Source organism: Xenorhabdus littoralis, from assembly GCF_033949345.1.
In the GTDB taxonomy this organism is placed as follows: domain Bacteria; phylum Pseudomonadota; class Gammaproteobacteria; order Enterobacterales; family Enterobacteriaceae; genus Xenorhabdus; species Xenorhabdus littoralis.
This window is the reverse complement of sequence record NZ_VCDP01000006.1, coordinates 101,705-118,775: the sequence shown is the minus strand read 5'-3', so window position 1 is coordinate 118,775 and position 17,071 is coordinate 101,705. Positions and strand designations below refer to the sequence as shown.

Annotated in this window: 11 protein-coding genes; 10 read left to right on the top strand and 1 reads right to left on the bottom strand. The window is 44.5% G+C overall.

From position 1 onward, the window contains the following. Window positions 1–451 precede the first annotated feature (451 nt). Complete coding sequence (locus FE394_RS02800; protein WP_319924883.1) at window positions 452–2,077, bottom strand: cyclic peptide export ABC transporter; 1,626 nt, start codon at window positions 2,075–2,077, stop codon at window positions 452–454. A 558-nt stretch (window positions 2,078–2,635) separates the two neighbouring features. Between FE394_RS02800 and FE394_RS02795 the strand changes: the two genes are divergently transcribed. The 10 genes from FE394_RS02795 to FE394_RS02750 all read left to right on the top strand — a co-directional run bounded on the left by FE394_RS02795 (window position 2,636) and on the right by FE394_RS02750 (window position 17,069). Next, window positions 2,636–2,818 carry a hypothetical protein gene (locus FE394_RS02795; protein WP_319924882.1) on the top strand — a complete coding sequence of 61 codons (183 nt, stop codon included), beginning with the start codon at window positions 2,636–2,638 and terminating at the stop codon, window positions 2,816–2,818. 538 nt (window positions 2,819–3,356) lie between these two features. Then, window positions 3,357–4,568, top strand: coding sequence for an aspartate aminotransferase family protein (locus FE394_RS02790; protein ID WP_319924881.1), 1,212 nt, complete (start codon window positions 3,357–3,359; stop codon window positions 4,566–4,568). Between the two features lie 20 nt (window positions 4,569–4,588). Continuing rightward, window positions 4,589–5,620, top strand: coding sequence for an arginine N-succinyltransferase (gene astA / locus FE394_RS02785; protein WP_319924880.1), 1,032 nt, complete (start codon window positions 4,589–4,591; stop codon window positions 5,618–5,620). Window positions 5,621–5,679: 59 nt separating this feature from the next. Further along, window positions 5,680–7,158 carry a succinylglutamate-semialdehyde dehydrogenase gene (gene astD, locus FE394_RS02780; RefSeq protein WP_319924879.1) on the top strand — a complete coding sequence of 493 codons (1,479 nt, stop codon included), beginning with the start codon at window positions 5,680–5,682 and terminating at the stop codon, window positions 7,156–7,158. Window positions 7,159–7,225: 67 nt separating this feature from the next. Beyond that, window positions 7,226–8,569, top strand: coding sequence for an N-succinylarginine dihydrolase (astB, locus tag FE394_RS02775; RefSeq protein ID WP_319924878.1), 1,344 nt, complete (start codon window positions 7,226–7,228; stop codon window positions 8,567–8,569). 12 nt (window positions 8,570–8,581) lie between these two features. Beyond that, window positions 8,582–9,616 carry a succinylglutamate desuccinylase gene (astE, locus tag FE394_RS02770; RefSeq protein WP_319924877.1) on the top strand — a complete coding sequence of 345 codons (1,035 nt, stop codon included), beginning with the start codon at window positions 8,582–8,584 and terminating at the stop codon, window positions 9,614–9,616. Window positions 9,617–9,711: 95 nt separating this feature from the next. Beyond that, the gene (locus FE394_RS02765) at window positions 9,712–11,136 is read left to right on the top strand and encodes an amino acid permease (RefSeq protein WP_319924876.1); all 1,425 of its coding nucleotides are present in this window, start codon (window positions 9,712–9,714) and stop codon (window positions 11,134–11,136) included. A gap of 119 nt (window positions 11,137–11,255) precedes the next feature. Beyond that, window positions 11,256–11,921 (top strand): hypothetical protein, encoded by a 666-nt coding sequence (locus FE394_RS02760; RefSeq protein ID WP_319924875.1) that lies wholly within the window; start codon window positions 11,256–11,258, stop codon window positions 11,919–11,921. Between the two features lie 465 nt (window positions 11,922–12,386). After that, window positions 12,387–12,812, top strand: coding sequence for a DUF1795 domain-containing protein (locus FE394_RS02755; RefSeq protein WP_319924874.1), 426 nt, complete (start codon window positions 12,387–12,389; stop codon window positions 12,810–12,812). Window positions 12,813–12,824: 12 nt separating this feature from the next. After that, window positions 12,825–17,069 (top strand): RHS repeat-associated core domain-containing protein, encoded by a 4,245-nt coding sequence (locus tag FE394_RS02750; RefSeq protein ID WP_319924873.1) that lies wholly within the window; start codon window positions 12,825–12,827, stop codon window positions 17,067–17,069. The last annotated feature ends 2 nt before the right edge of the window (window positions 17,070–17,071 follow it).

The window sequence follows — 17,071 nt, the reverse complement described above, 5'->3', positions numbered from 1 at the left end:
AAAAATCACACTTTGATTAAAACTGACAAAAAAATAGCTGCCTGAAATAGACTGTGGGTCTATTTCTGTCAGAAAGTTCGTTGTTGTAAAAATAACCTTACACCCAGAGCAAATGCCATAAAAATAGCTGACCATTCTGATAAAAAAGAACAGTCCTTATTTTTAAATAGATTGCCCAATCTCTTTTAGTTTCCTAAAGAAATTATGTTTTTTATGTCATTAGATAATCTTACATTAAAATACTTTAATCCACATTTTTAATAAGGTATTTCTAATGTATCTAATTTTATTATAGACCTGTCGTCTTTCAGTCAGCATTTTGGTGAATTTGCGTTCATGTTTTCATTTAAAATATTTTTGATAAAAAAAGTGAAACAAGAGCCTATTTTATTAGGCTCTTTGTCATGATCTTTATTTCACTTTTTATGTTTTATTGTTATTTTTTAATAAGCTAATGGATTTTGTTACTTATTTCCTTAATATGTCCATCTTCCAGTTTAATAATGCGGTCAGCAACATCAAAATAAGCATCATCATGGCTGATAATGATGACCGTTTTACCTTCGGCTTTTAATTCAGGCAGGAGCTCAGTATAGAATAAGCGTTTGAATACGGGATCTTGGTCGGCTGCCCACTCATCAAACAGATAAATAGGACGGTCTTCTAAATAAGCTGAGACTAAAGCCAGACGTTTCCGTTGACCTGCGGAAAGATTGGTGGTGGAAAAACCGCCATCAACAATTTTAACTTTGTGCGCCATATTTAATGCTTCAATATAATGTGTTGCTTTTTCGGTAACATCGGCACCACTGGTGAGCAATTGTTCGAAGAGATGATAATCGGAAAAAACAGCGCCAAAGTGTTGACGGTAATGCTCATTATTTGCGGAAGTCACTTCCACGCCATTTAGCAGGACAGAGCCGGATTCTTGTTCAAACAAGCCGACAAGCAACATGGCGAGTGTTGTTTTTCCGCTGCCGTTACCACCAACGATGAAAATAATTTCACTCTGCGATATTTTGAGACTCAATGGGCCAAGTGCGAACTGTCGGTCTTCTTTATCCGTTGTGTAATGGTGAACGACATCTTTCAGCTCAAGCTCCATCGGCTGCTTGTTATCGAATGGATTGGGACCTTCAACCTGCTCAGAGATTGCTTCCTCCAGTTCATCGTCAAGGCGGCGCATTTTATTCAATGAAACTTCCGCTTCCCTCAGCTCTGGGATTGCACCGATAACTTCGCTGATGGGGCCTGATAAGAAAAGAACAAGCAGTGACACTGTAAATAGCGTTGACGGCTCTTGGGGAAACCAAATCGGAACAATGAAAACAATGATACCAATCGTAATATAGAAAGTGACCGAACTGGCATTAATGAGCCATGCATAGGTGGAGTTCGTCTTAATACAGATTTCCTGAAATACTTTGGCTGCCGGGGCAATCACTTTCCCGACAAAAAGATTACCTTTTTGTTTATTGAGTTGCAGCTCTTTGCTGCCATCGATCAGGCTCTGGAAATTAAGGTATATTTTATCCACTTGGTCACGCATCAATGCCATCAGGCGTAATGGATATTTTTCCCAGACATAAAACAGATACATAGAAGTCAGGCTTAACACAGCAAGAATGGCAAACAGTTCCCAGGATATCCAGGCTAAATAACCAAAACAGGCCATGATTAAAGTCACATTGCCAAAAACACTGGGTGCCAGCATAAAGGAATGTACGAAGACATCAACGTCTTTGGTTAACACTGCCAATAAGCCGTGTCGTCCAAGTTTATGCAGTTTTTTGAGTGGAGCACGCAGAATTTTATTACTCAAACTCAGACGCAATGAATAAATCGTGGCTTGAGCTAAATGAGATAATGTAATTTCTGATACAGTTTTTGTAATAAAAAAAAGAAAACAAATGCCAAAAAAACTCACCAGGAAGGTTGTCAGGTTGATTTGCTCTGTAACTCCCTGACTGATCATTCCCACTATCGAAGCACCGGCAAACCCACTAATTAATGCGCTTATTGTCGATACAAGCAGTAGCACCCAAGATTGACGATATAAATAAGCTATTAGAGTCATAAAAAAGCCATTGTCGAAGGTTATAATTAATATGAAAATTCATATATCTATCTACTCAATCTATTATGGTTGTTTTTTTCTTATCAAACTGCAAGCGTGATTTATAGCATGGCAATATTAATAAATATAACTGTGATAACAATAGATTTTGATGTAAATGGTAACTTTAGGTTACCTTATATAACTTATAACTATTTGAATATAATATTGTATTCAAATGTGGTGTTGTAAAGTGATGCTGTAATGTTTCAATTTGAAATCACTACACGATACATTAAATTTAAAAGTGACAGTTATGTTAAGAGAGTAAATGTGTTTATCTCTTCTTTATTATTTTGTTAATGAAACCTTGATGTATGCGGATCGGGTTTTTAATGAATTTATATTCTGACTATTTTAATTAAAAATATAAATTTCTGATAAATTGAAAATATTTTAAATAACGTTCCTGTTTTTTCAGGCAGAGAAGATTATAGGCAGAGAAGATTATAAATAGTATTATGATGCCAATAGTGATGAATCTGATTCTTTAATGAAATCTTTTATGGCAAAGACTCAGTGCATCAACTTTGCACTCTTCCTGAGATAATCGGATTTTCTGGTTTTTTCGTCAGACTGGCTGATGATGAGTTGTTACAAGCTCTGCTTCTGGGAATTTGTTCTCCTGCATCCGGAAATTCATTGGGTATAAAATGCGCGGAACAGGATTACTTGACGGTTTTGATCAAGATCCTCGATTAAAGATTGTAGTCACAAACGAAATAGAAAATCTGAAGCCAGTCTCTGCCTACTTTTATTCATGTTTAATGTATTTAATACATTGATATTAAACAATAACTTAACGTCTTGGGGTGAAAATCGTTAATTGCAAACATATTTTTTAGATCATGGACATAAACTGCAATCATGATTTATGAATAATTATCAGACACTACTGACTCATTTCCATTATCTTCAATTCAATATCTCTTTTTATTTATTTTTTTATGCATAAATGGTGCATAAATTTAGGATAAAGACATTTTTATAATTTGTGAAAAACATCATAAAAGTAAATCAGGTGTGATTTTATTGTATTGACTTTGTTAAAACTCAAAGGGATTATGAGGTTAATTACTAATCAAAGCGGATAAGGAAGATATTGAGATAATGTCATTGGATATGAGTCCGAATAATGAATAGATAATTTAAATGAATCTATTAATTAAAAATTACATTCAATGATATATGAATTTATTTTCCTTTTTATGACCTGTTTATTTTTATTTGAGGAAAAAAAATGCCGAACACCATTAAAAGAAATTGGTTTGATCAGTACATGGTTCCCTGTTTTTCGCCCGCGAATTTTATCCCGGTTAAGGGTAAAGGCTCTCGTGTCTGGGATCAGGAAGGGAAGGAGTATGTTGATTTTGCTGGCGGAATTGCTGTTAATTCATTAGGTCATGCCAATGATGAATTAAAAAATGCATTAAGTATCCAAATGGACGATATCTGGCACATTGGTAACGGTTATACCAATGAACCGGTTTTGAAATTGGCAAAATCTCTGGTTGAAAATACTTTTGCCGATAAGGTTTTTTTCTGTAATTCCGGTGCCGAGGCAAATGAAGCTGCATTAAAAATTGCCAGAAAGTATGCTTTGGATAAATATGGTCGCCATAAAAACGAAATTATTTCATTCGAAAACTCCTTCCACGGTAGAACATTATTTACTGTGACTGTCGGTGGTCAACCTAAGTACTCTCAGGATTTTGCCCCGCTGCCACAACAAATTAACCATCTTCCCTATAACGATATTGCCGCCATTCAAGCCCATATTTCAGACAAAACCTGCGCCGTGATCGTTGAACCGATTATTGGTGAAGGTGGTGTGATCCCGGCGGATCCGGCATTTCTGAAAGCATTGCGGGAATTGTGCGACCAGCATAATGCATTGCTGATTTTTGATGAGATCCAAACCGGCATCGGACGCACCGGGTATTTGTATGCCTATGAGGAAACCGGCGTAGAACCCGATATTTTAACCAGTGCCAAAGGGCTGGGTGGCGGCTTCCCGATTGGGGCAATGCTGGTCAGGCAACATGTCGCAGAAGCTTTCCAGCCGGGATCGCATGGTACAACATTTGGCGGAAATCCACTGGCGGCGGCGGTTGCCCATAAAGTTGTCGATTTGGTGAACCAACAGGAGTTTCTGGCTGGGGTACAAGCGCGCCACCATGAATTTATTCAGCGAATGACCGCACTGAACCAACGCTATCAGGTATTCAGTGAATTACGTGGCAAAGGGTTATTGCTGGGCGCAGAACTGGATAAAAAATATCAGGGCAAGGCAAAAACCCTGACCAATATTGCTGCGGAAGAAGGACTGATCGCCCTGATTGCCGGTCCTGATGTGTTGCGTTTTGCTCCTGCGTTAAATATCGAACCGCAGGATATCAATGACGGTTTCATCCGCCTTGAAAACGCCCTCAAGCGATTTGTTCAGGAATAAAGCCGATTTGAGGTGATATCATGATGCTATTTAGACCCGTTCAACATGAAGATTTAGGGGATATCCTCAATCTTTCGTCCCGTGCTGGTGTTGGCCTGACAACATTACCAAACAATCCGGAATATCTGGAAGCACGGATTTCACGCAGCATTGATTCTTTCAACGATGCAAGGGGGCGAGCACAGCAAGGTTTTTTATTTACCTTGGAGGACACGGAAAAGCATCGTGCTGTTGGTGTTAGTGCGTTGGAAGTTTCAGTCGGATTGGAAGAACCTTTCTACAATTTCCGCGTGCAAAAATCAGTGCACGCTTCCCGTGAATTAGGAGTTTACAACACATTTTCAACGCTGACTGTCGGGCAGGATTATACCGGATGCAGTGAATTGTGTACCTTGTTCCTTGATCCTGAATATCAAAAAGGGCGTAATGGTATTTTCCTTTCCAGAAGTCGTTTTTTGTTTATCTCTGCATTCAGGCATCTTTTCTCAAAAACCATTTTCGCAGAAATGCGTGGGGTTACGACCAGGCAGGGGGAGTCCCCATTCTGGAATGCACTCGGACAACATTTTTTCAATGTTCCCTTTGCTGAAGCCGACTATCTGACTGTTACCGGCTCCAAAACGTTTATCGCAGAATTAATGCCATTCCATCCGATTTATGTCCCTTTGCTGCCGGAAGAGGCGCGTCAGGCTATCGGTCAGGTGCATGAAAATACCCTGCCCGCTCGCGCTATTCTGGAAAAAGAAGGGTTCGCTTATCACGATGCGGTCGATATTTTTGACGCAGGCGCCATCTTAGAGGCGGAAATTGACAATGTGCGTTCAGTTAAAGACAGCCGGCTTGTGCATGTCAAAAAAAGCGCCAAGGTTTCCCGGACACAGGATGGTGTGCCGTGCATTGTGTCCAATCTTAATTTTCAAGAATTTAAGGCACTGCTCCTGAATATCTCCGATCCTCTGGATAGTGTTGAACTGCGGCTTACTCCTGAAGAGATGGACGCACTCCATGTCAATGACGGAGATCCGATACGCTTTGTTTCTCTTTTGTCTTAAGGGTTTTCACAATTAAGGGTTTTCACAATGAAGAGTTTTCACAATTAAGGGATTTCATCATGAATCATCAAGCAAATTACATTGGCGGTGAATGGATAGAAGGGCAGGGTTTATCCGTCATTAAATATTCTCCTGTTGATCAGCAGATTTTATGGCAAGCAAATGGGGCATCTGCCAATCAGGTGGATGAAGCCTGCCAATCCGCGCGTAAAGCATTCCCTGTGTGGGCCCGATTGGCGGTTGAGCAGCGTATTGCGATTATTCAGGCATTTGCTGATTTGCTGGCACAGGAAAAAGAGAATATCGCCCGTGTGATTAGCGAAGAAACCAGCAAGCCGCTGTGGGAAACACGGACAGAAGTTCAGTCCATGATTGGCAAAATCGCCATTTCCATTGAAGCTTGGGAACAGCGCACAGGCTATTCCGAAACAGCTATGCCGGATGGTAAAGCAATATTGCGGCATCGTCCTCATGGCGTAATGGCGGTTTTTGGTCCCTATAATTTCCCCGGTCATTTACCTAACGGACATATTGTTCCCGCGCTGATTGCCGGTAATACGCTGGTGTTCAAACCCAGTGAACTGACGCCGATGACGGCGGAAAAAACGGTGGAATTATGGGTCAGGGCCGGATTGCCGGCCGGCGTGTTGAATCTGGTTCAGGGAGGCAGAGAAACGGGCGGGGCATTGCTGGACAGCCGTGCAATTGACGGAGTGCTGTTTACGGGCAGTGCAGCAACAGGATTTCACTTCCACCGTGTACTGGCAGGTCAGCCGGAGAAAATGCTGGCACTGGAAATGGGCGGTAACAACGCGCTGATTGTGGACGATTATGATGATCTTGAGGCGGCGGTTTACACCGTTATTCAGTCTGCATTTATCTCCGCAGGGCAACGTTGTACCTGTGCCCGCAGATTGCTGGTGAAGCAAGGGGAAAAAGGTGATGCATTAATACAACGATTACTTGATGCGACCCGCCAGATAGCGCCGGCACATTGGAATACAGAACCCCAGCCATTTATGGGCGGTGTCATCTCCCTGGCTGCGGCAGAAAGCTTGCTGGAAGCTCAGTCTAAATTGCTGGCATTGGGCGGTGTTCCCCTGCTCACATTGACACAGCCTGATCCCCGCTCAACCTTTATGACACCCGGCATTATTGACCTGACCGATGCCAACGATGTGCCTGATGAAGAATATTTTGGCCCTCTGCTGACGCTAAGACGCTATGACACCTTCGACGAAGCCATCTCTATTGCGAATGATACGCGATTTGGACTGGCATCTGGCCTGATCTCCCCTGATGCCGCTTTGTTCGAAAAATTAGTGCAGGAAGCCAGGGCAGGAATTGTGAACTGGAATAAACCTCTGACGGGTGCATCCAGTAAAGCTCCGTTCGGGGGAATCGGGGCATCGGGGAATCATCGTCCCAGCGCTTATTATGCCGCAGATTATTGTGCATGGCCGATAGCTTCCCTGACGGCAGATAATGTTGTCCTGCCTGAAACACCCGCCCCGGGTCTTGATTTCTTTCGATCTTGATTTTTTGCGATCTTAATTTTTTGCGATCTTAATTTTTCCATTAATAAATAGGATGTCAGAGGTGATTATGTCGGGAATTGAAGCCAATTTTGATGGTTTGGTGGGAATGACCCACAATTACGCCGGGCTATCAATCGGCAATGAAGCTGCCATGAACCATAAGGGACAGGAATCCAATCCCCGCAAAGCCGCACTTCAGGGATTGATGAAAATGAAGGCGTTATCTGATATGGGACTGGTACAGGGAGTTTTGCCTCCACAGCAGCGTCCCAATCTTCCTGCATTGCGGCAGTTAGGATTTACGGGCAGTGATGAACAAGTCTTAAACAAGGTGGTGCGATATTCGCCGGCATTACTGTCCTACCTCAGCTCGGCATCCTCTATGTGGACAGCAAATGCCGCCACAGTCTCACCTTCAGCAGATAGCGCAGATCAGCGCATCCATTTCACCGTGGCGAACTTAAACAATAAATTGCACCGCTCATTGGAAAGTGCCACGACTTCGCAGGCACTGAAAGCCACTTTTCCTGATCAGGATTATTTTGTTCATCATGATCCTTTGCCGCAACACGCGGACTGGGGGGATGAAGGTGCGGCGAATCATAACCGTTTTTGCAGTGAATATGGCGAAGCCGGCGTACAATTATTTGTCTATGGACGTAAGGTTCTGAGCGAAGGTGTAACGCCTGAACGTTATCCTGCACGGCAGACGCTGGAAGCCAGTCAGGCCATTGTCCGTCTGCATCAGCTTGAAGATTCACGGACAGTATTTGCCCAGCAAAATCCTGTCGCCATCGACGGTGGCGTGTTTCATAACGACGTCATTTCTGTCAGTAACCGCAATGTCTTTTTCCATCATCAGCAGGCTTTCCTGAACCAGCTATCGGTATTGGCTGAACTGCGGGAAAAAATGGCTCAGCTCGGGCAAACACTGATTGCAGTCGAAGTACCGACGGAGCAAGTCACCATTCAGGATGCGGTTGAATCCTACCTTTTTAACAGCCAGTTGTTGAGCCAGCCTGATGGCAACATGATGCTGATTTTGCCGGAAGAGTGTCGCCAGAATCAAAAAGTTTCCGCCTACTTGCAACGTTTGGTAACTGAAGGGAATTCTCCCATCAATAAACTCCACTTCTTCGATTTGCGGGAAAGTATGCGTAATGGTGGAGGACCCGCCTGTTTGCGGCTTCGGGTTGTTCTGAACGAAAAAGAGCTGGCGGCGGTAAATCCGGCGACCCTGATGACATCCGAACTGTATCAGCGCCTGACCACATGGGTGGAACGCCACTATCGTGATTCTTTGTATGTGGCGGATCTGGCTGATCCTCAACTGTTGAATGAAGTCTATTCTGCCCTTGATGAACTGACGCAGATCCTCAGGCTCGGTTCGCTCTATGAGTTTCAGCGTTAATCAGGAGATAAAATGGACTTACTGACCTTACTGCTTGAAAACAAACTTGAGGATACCTTGCATTTTCCGCCAACCATCAAATCATCATGGTTGGCTGAGGGGATATTGCAGCTCTTACCGCAAGAAACGCCGCAAGAGATACCGCAAGAGATACCACAAGAAACGCCGCAAGAGCGTTCACAGAAGAGAAAAACAGATACGCTGATTATTTCAGCCGGAATACATGGTAATGAAACAGTCCCTGTGGAAATACTTATCCAGCTACTGGCACAACTGGCACAGGGAACTCTTCCGTTACAGCATAATCTCCTGCTGATTTTCGGTAACTTGCCGGCCATGCGTGAGGGAAAGCGGTATCTTGATCATGATCTCAATCGCATGTTTGGCGGCCGCCACCAGAATTTCCCATTAGGAAACGAGACAAGCCGCGCGATAGAACTGGAATCTATTATCCGTAAATTTTTCAGTGAGCCTGCGGTTATGGCATCAAAGAGACACCGACACCTCGATCTTCATACTGCGATCCGGGGTTCCTGCCATGAACAATTTGCGTTGTTGCCGTATCAGGCGCGTGAATATGCCGCTGATTTTCTACAATGGCTGGAAGACAGCGATCTTGATGCTGTGGTATTTCATAACTCGCCGGGCGGTACATTCAGTCACTTTACCAGCGAACATTTCAACACAGACAGTTGTACGCTGGAAATTGGCAAAGCGCTTCCTTTCGGGCAGAACGACCTGATCAGATTCAGCAATATTACCGCTGCTTTGCAGGATTTGATTGCCGGTTCGTTTTCCATCAAGCGGTACAAATCCGCACTTAAACGCTATCGTGTTGTTGATGCCATTATCAAGCAGGACAACAGCTTTCAGCTCCATATTCCAGAGGATACTAAAAACTTTACTGAGTTACCGGAAGGTTTTGAAATTGCCAGCCAACAGAACCAATCCTGGAAAATCACGTCTCCTGCAAACTTTATTCTGTTCCCTAATGCCAGTGTTGCTATCGGGTTGCGGGCGGGTCTATTGCTGGCGCAATTAACATAATCAATTCATATACCCAGTGGATTTCGGGTCGCAGTCAACAAAGCTGCGGCTTGAAAGACGACAGGGATATAAAAAGAAAACCGTAGAGGTCATTGATGACGAAATCATTAAAAACACCTGTGGAGCAATCCGCAGGTGCCCAAAAACTTCACCGTGGATTAGGGCAGCGTCATGTTCAATTAATCGCCATTGGCGGAGCCATTGGTACAGGATTGTTTATGGGGACGGGAAAAACGATAGCCGTATCGGGCACGTCAATTATCCTGACTTACTTATTGATTGGTTTTTTCGCTTTCATGGTCATGAGGGCGATGGGAGAGCTATTGCTCACCAAATTGGATTACCGGACGTTTGCTGATTTTGTCGCTGATTATCTTGGGGATAAAGCCAGTTATTTTCTGGGCTGGACATATTGGATGAGCTGGATAGTCAGCTGCATCGCGGATGTTGTGGTCTGTGGCGGTTATATCCAGTATTGGTTTCCGGACAGTTATCTCTGGTTTACGGCACTCTTTATTTTGGGGTTAATGTGTTTATGTAACTTTTTCTCAGTACGGCTATTTGGTGAAACAGAATTCTGGTTTGCCATGATAAAAGTGGTGGCGATAGTTGCCCTGATTATCGTAGGTATCGGAATGGTGTTTGTGGGATGGACTTCACCCAATGGCGTGACAGCTTCTGTACGTCATTTGACGGAGCCCGAAGTATTCCTGCCGAATGGGGTCTTTGGTTTTTTTGCCGGTTTTCAGATTGCTATTTTCTCCTTTACGGGGATCGAACTGGTTGGCACAGTAACGGCTGAAACCAAAGAGCCGGAGAAAATTTTACCGAAAGCCATCAATACCATTCCCATCAGGATCATCATCTTTTACGTACTCTCCATGATGTGCATTATTGCCGTGACTTCATGGCCGCATATTTCACCGGAAGCCAGTCCGTTCGTGACGTTGTTTGCGCTGGCTGGTCTGCCCGCCGCTGCCGCGATAATAAACTTTGTGGCGCTGACGTCGGCTATGTCTTCGGCAAACAGCGGGTTATATGCCTGTACCCGAATGCTGTATGGTTTATCGACGGAAAAATTGGCACATCATAAATTCAGCCAACTCTCCAAGAGCAGTGCCGTTCCCGTCACCAGCCTGATATTCTCCGTCATCTGCATGGTCAGTGGCGTATTCCTGCTGTTTATTATTCCTGACGTTATGAAACTATTTACTATTGTTTCAACCGTGGCGGCCATCATGGTGATTTACAGTTGGTGCATGATACTGCTTGCTTATCTGGCTTACCGCAAAAAGCGTCCTGACCTGCATAAAGTCTCTATCTACAAAATGCCGATGGGCATTCCCATGACATGGTGTACTTTGGTATTTTTCGCCTTTACCGTCGTTATCATGATATTTGATTACGATACGCGCATTGCGTTATATGGCACACCATTGTGGTTTGTGATATTGGAAGTTTTATGGCGAATGCGCAAACATAGGGAAGAGCGGAGAGTTCAGGAGGAGATAGTGAATTAATACTCTCAATAGATTTCAAGTTGCGGCGCAGCAACAAGGAAATGAACGCCGAGAAGCCTAGAATAAAGCAGCAACTTGAAAGATAACTGGTGTATGCCATTTTTATAGAGAGGTCTGCTATGATCTTCAACAGAAAATTATCCAATATAAGTGAACAGAAAACTTCTGGTTCCTTGAATCGGTGGAATTCCAGCCCTGAGTTAACTTCACATTTCATTGATAGATCATCTTTAAATATAATTGAAGTCTCTTTTCAGGAAGCATTAAATTCTATTCATAAAATGAAATTTAAAATAGAAGAAGACAATTGGGAATATATGCCCAATCCAGATGAACAACTGGATGAAGAACAAAGAAAATGGAAGAACCGATGTTATTGTACTAAAGATATGCTAGGAGCAGGAATTAATATATTAAATGATATAAAAAATGAGTTAAATTATGGGGGTAAGTATAATTATAATTTCTTTGTCTCTTATTTTAAGTTGGCTCCTATTGGAGCATTGATATTGTCTTCTTCTTCTAATCTTTCTGATTTTCCAGAAGTTATGATTCTTGTTACTCATAGTGGTATCAAAGGAAGTGGTATTTTATTGATAGAAGAAGCAGTAAATAAATCTCAACAACTGGGAAAAAATGGAAAATTGAAACTATTTTCACTTGGTGAGGTTCGTGGTATCTATTCGAATATGGGATTTGTTGAAGTTAATTCAGGAGATATGGAACTGGATCCGGCTGTAAGTCATAGATGGCATTTTGCGAATGGTCGATATCGTTTTAAATAAAAATACAGGATGTATTATCCCTCGACTAAAACAAGTGGCTGTTAAAACAGCCACTTATACGGTAATGATATGATAAAGTGTTATGGTTAAGTGCGTGTTAGGGGAGCTGCTGCAAAATATATTCAAATTACTAAATGTTTGAGAAAAATACATTCAATAGGCAATATCCCGTATTGTTGGCGCTGATGAATTATTGATGCCATAAATTTTTTCTGTAACTTACAGAAAAGATAGGTTACGGAAAGCGTATTTTTTCGGAGGCGGTACAACAAAAAATGTCAGAATAACTTGTTTTATTTCATGCCATTTCAATTAGGTAATTATCTGATTTTATATAAGAAGAGAAGTTAATCACAATTTACTTAAAGTGATTTTGTTTACGCTGGAATACATAAGCAGCGCTGTTATATCCTGCCTGATTAATATACTAAAAATATAAACCTATCATTAATGAGGCCCGGAAATATGGAAACCCGCCCGCGTTGTCAGTTCACTGAAGGTAGCATCACTATTCCGGAAGGTTATCAGGAACAGACAGTTAATATCATCATCGCCCCGAATGTCCCCGCCCTGAATATTGGACGTGACCAATTGATTGAAGGGGAGGAGCTGGACAGTTATCTCATCCGCCAGAAAGAATTACTGAAAAAGAGTCTGCGTGACTGGCAATTGCTTGAAGAGCAACCCGCCCTATTAGGTGACAATTTGTTGCAAGGCAGTTTACTGCTTTCCTGCTACCGCCCTAAAAAAGGCCAACAAGTTTATCAGTATCAGGCGGTATTTCTGCGGGATGAGAAAAAGGTACTGATTTTTACCTTATCATCCCAGCAGGCGTTTACTGAACCACAGCGGCAGTGGTTGGATGACTGCCTGAAAAGTTTCCGGTTCTAGGGAGAGAACATCATGCCAGAAGCAGCAAGGTTGGGGGATACGATAGGCCATTCCAGTGCAATGGCGGGGTTGGTTGCAGGCACTCTCATTGGTTCATTGATTTCAGCCGCTGGCGGCATCCTTGCGGGAGCGCTCTTTGTGGCGGGATTGGCGGCTTCCTGTATTGGTGTCGGCGTTTTGTTGATTGGTGCTTCGATTGCCGTGGGCATGGCGACCAGTGCGTTAGGTGATATGGCCCGTGATGCCTGTGTGTCGAAAGGGGCCTCGTCACGAAGTCCCAGCGGAACCATTACCAGTGGTTCCGACAATGTGCTTATCAACAGCAAGAAAGCCGCCATAGCAAAACGCAGTGAAGTCATGTGCAGTAAAGAAGATGGCATTCGCCAGATGGCACAAGGCTCTGACTCCGTGTTTATTAATGGGCTGCCAGCGTCACGTGTGGGCGACAAAACCACCTGTGATGCCGCCGTTATGACCGGCTCGTCCAATGTATTTATTGGCGGCGGTACGAAGACAGAAGCCAGTATTACACCGGAAATTCCTCAGTCGGCGTATACCGTTTCTGATTTGACGATGTTTGCCTCCGGGCTAATCAGCTTTGGCGGCGCAGCAGCCAAAGGCCCCGGCGCCTTGCAAAAGCTGTTCAGTAAAATACCGGGTGCAGATAAAATCCGCAAATTTGCATGTCGGTTTGGCTGGCTCGGTGTGGCTATTCCAGTTGTGGGTATTTTGTCTAAGCCCGTGGAAGTGATTGCCGGTCAAAAATTCCTGAACGATGACGATGAGCTGGATTTCGTTTTTGATGCCGAATTGCCGCTCTACTGGCAGCGCAGCTACCTGAGCAGTTATCAGTATGACAGCGTACTCGGCCAGGGCTGGAATTTATTCTGGGAAAGCCAGCTTATCCGGGTTGAAGAAGGCATTCTTTGGCGCAGCTTATCCGGTGATATTGTCCCGTTTCCTGAAGTGCCGGAAGGTCACCGTTGTTTTTGCCCTGACGCCCAAAGCTGGCTGATACACACGGAAGAAGGGGAATGGGAAATCCGTGATTCGGGTGAGCTGGTTTATCACTATGCCACCTTTGATAATGAAGGCGTCAGCCGATTAAGCCATATCTGTGATAATGTCGGCAATGAACAGCGATTCCATTACAACGACCAGCAACAGATGGTCAATATCACGGGTTGCGGCGCAATGAATCTGCACTGTGATTATGCGGTGATGGATATTGATGGGAAAACAGTTTCTCGTCTGATTGCCGTTTGGCGCGAATTGTACAATGACCAGCGTATCCGGCTTTGCCATTATCACTACAACGAAAAAGCGCAGCTTATTGGTGTGACTCACCGCAATGACCATCTCCAGCGTCAATTCGGCTGGACTGAACACGGTATGATGGCATGGCATCAAGACACGCGCGGGCTGCGTTGTGATTATGAATGGGAACAAACGGAAGACGGATTGTGGCGGGTTATCAGTCAGAAAACCAGTGAAGGCGCGGGCTATCGGTTGGATTATGATGATAAAAACCTGACCCGTACAGCTCACTGGCATGATGATTCTCGCACTGTCTGGACACTAAACGAAGACTATCAGATTGTTCATTGTGCTGACCGTAATGGCACAGAACATCATATTTTATGGGATGAATTCGGCCTGCCAAATGGCTATAAAAATGCGGAAGGCCATACCCGTTCGGGGGAATGGGATAAGTCAGGCCGACTGCTGAGTATGACCGACGGCAACGGTAATCAGACCCGGTGGCAATACCAGAATGATACTGACAGACTGACTTTTATTTTTTGGCCGGATGGCACGAAAACCGCGCTGGATTACGATGAGTTCGGGCGTCTAGTCAACGAAACCTCCCCCCTGAAGCACACGACCCGTTATCATTACGGCTTAAAGACACTACGGCCTTATCAGCGTACTGATGCGAAAGGTGGCAACAGCCAATTTCTGTGGAATGGTCAGGGGCAGTTAATCAGCCATACCGACTGTTCAGGGCAAAGCAGCGCATGGGGTTATGATGATGAAAACCGACTGAGCCGTTTCACCAATGCCCTGATGGAAACGGTGAGTTATCGCTATGATGATAACGGGCATCTCATCCTTGTGACCTATCCTGACGGTTCGACAGAGCAAATGGCATGGGACAATGCCGGTCAGCTTACCCATCACCAACGTAATGAAAATGCTGCCCGCCATTGGGAATACAATGCCTTGGGGCAGGTTGTTAGTGCCACCGACCGCCTGCAACGCCAAATCTGCTATCACTACAACCCCGAAGGACATCTGGTACAAATTGAGAATGCCAATGGTGGCCGTTATCTGCTTAACCGTGACGCCGAAGGCCAGCTCGTCGAAGAGATTCGTCCCGACGATACCTTAATCCAGTATGAATATAATGCTGCGGGTTTGCTGAGTAGCGAAAAACGGCTGGGCGACCGGGTATTCCGCCAGCCTGTCCGTCCGGTTTATCTGCATTACGATGCGGCGGGTAACCTTATCAGACGGGAAACCAATACCGATAATTACCAGTATCAATGGGATAACATGGGACGGCTGCTGGAAGCGTCCCGTGCACCGAATGCCACCGGAAAACAACTGGGTTTGCTGCCGAATACGGTCAGCTTTGCCTACGATGAGTTGGGGCGGATGATCCGGGAGCAGAACGGTGAAGATATCCTCCGGTTCAGTCACGATGAAATGGATAACCTGACCGAACTGACCCTGCCACAAGGCGATACCCTACGCTGGCTGTATTATGGTTCCGGTCATCTCAGTGCCATCCGCCATGACCAGAAAATTATCACCGAATTTGAGCGCGATAACCTGCACCGTGAAACCAGCCGGACACAGGGCAACTTATTCCAGTTCCGTGAATATGACCCATTGGGTCGCCGCATCAGCCAGTACAGTGTCAGGGATAAATCGTCATCGATTGGGCAAGGTAAACCGTGGCGGGCATGGCATTACGACAGACAAGATGACTTATCCCTGATGGAAGACCACTACCGTGGCTGGGTGGAATATCTGTATGACTCGGAAAGCCGGCTGAAAAAAGTCACCAGCGTGGACAGCTTTGAAGAAATGCTGTGGTACGACCGCGCGGATAACCTGCTCGAACGTCCGCAATCCATAATGGAAAAAGAAGCTGAGCAGAAAAAACACCTGACCCCACAAGGTGACCGGCTGGTACAGTGGAACCAATGGCACTATGAGCATGATGCGCACGGTAATGTTATCAGTCGTGGAATCAGCTCCAGCAACCGACAGACCTATCGTTACGATGGCGATAACCGCCTGATTCTCGCCGAAGGCAACGGCATTAAGGCCATCTATCATTACGATGCGCTTGGACGGCGCATTCGTAAGGTGGTGACGACATGGCCGACAGGGACACCCCAACAGGAACAAACGGATTTTGTCTGGCATGGCCTGAAATTGTTGCAGGAACGCAATTCTAATACGGGTAAAACCCAGACCTATTGTTATGAATCTCACGAGAGCTATACGCCGCTGGCCTGTGTCGTTGCCAAAGGTTCAGTACGTGACTATTTCTGGTATCACACCGATATCAACAGTGCTCCGTTGGAAGTGACGGACGAAGACGGGAAAATTGCGTGGTCAGGCAAATATGACGCCTTTGGCGCCGTCAACAGCACCACGATCGCGTATTTTACCGACACGGAACGTTCAACCCGAAACTTTGACCAAAACCTGCGCTATGCAGGGCAATATTTTGACAAAGAGACGGGGCTGCACTTTAATACTTATCGGTATTATGCGCCGGAAATTGGACGGTTTATTACGCCTGACCCGATAGGTTTAAATGGGGGGATAAACCTCTACGCTTATGCACCGAATCCTCTCACATGGATCGACCCGTGGGGTTGGGAGATGGTTCGGGTTTATCACTATACGAGTAGTGATGGTTATAAAGGAATAATGGGTAGTGGTGTTATAAATATGGCTGATCCTGGGGCCAGAGGAAAGGGCGCAATTTCAGGAAAGCCTAAAGCAGTTTATGTAACAACAATGTCACCAGAACAACTGAATGCCTCAAAAGCCAGAGGACAAATGGGATTGCCCAACTCAAAAAGTACGCATTATATCTCTTTTGAAATAGATAGTAGTAAAATACAACGAGTGGATCGCCAGGATGGAGTGAAACGTCTTTTTATACAAGAGGATATAAATCTTAGAAACCCAAACAACAAGCTAAAAGATGGTGTTACACATGGTAAGTGTTAAAT

What these genes read in the sequence shown, in the direction of transcription:
- FE394_RS02750 (WP_319924873.1), top strand. Translation starts at nt 12,825, where the DNA reads ATGCCAGAAGCAGCAAGGTTGGGGGATACGATAGGCCATTCCAGTGCA.
- astE (WP_319924877.1), top strand. Translation starts at nt 8,582, where the DNA reads ATGGACTTACTGACCTTACTGCTTGAAAACAAACTTGAGGATACCTTG.
- FE394_RS02755 (WP_319924874.1), top strand. Translation starts at nt 12,387, where the DNA reads ATGGAAACCCGCCCGCGTTGTCAGTTCACTGAAGGTAGCATCACTATT.
- astB (WP_319924878.1), top strand. Translation starts at nt 7,226, where the DNA reads ATGTCGGGAATTGAAGCCAATTTTGATGGTTTGGTGGGAATGACCCAC.
- astD (WP_319924879.1), top strand. Translation starts at nt 5,680, where the DNA reads ATGAATCATCAAGCAAATTACATTGGCGGTGAATGGATAGAAGGGCAG.
- FE394_RS02760 (WP_319924875.1), top strand. Translation starts at nt 11,256, where the DNA reads ATGATCTTCAACAGAAAATTATCCAATATAAGTGAACAGAAAACTTCT.
- FE394_RS02800 (WP_319924883.1), bottom strand. Translation starts at nt 2,077, where the DNA reads ATGACTCTAATAGCTTATTTATATCGTCAATCTTGGGTGCTACTGCTT.
- FE394_RS02790 (WP_319924881.1), top strand. Translation starts at nt 3,357, where the DNA reads ATGCCGAACACCATTAAAAGAAATTGGTTTGATCAGTACATGGTTCCC.
- astA (WP_319924880.1), top strand. Translation starts at nt 4,589, where the DNA reads ATGATGCTATTTAGACCCGTTCAACATGAAGATTTAGGGGATATCCTC.
- FE394_RS02765 (WP_319924876.1), top strand. Translation starts at nt 9,712, where the DNA reads ATGACGAAATCATTAAAAACACCTGTGGAGCAATCCGCAGGTGCCCAA.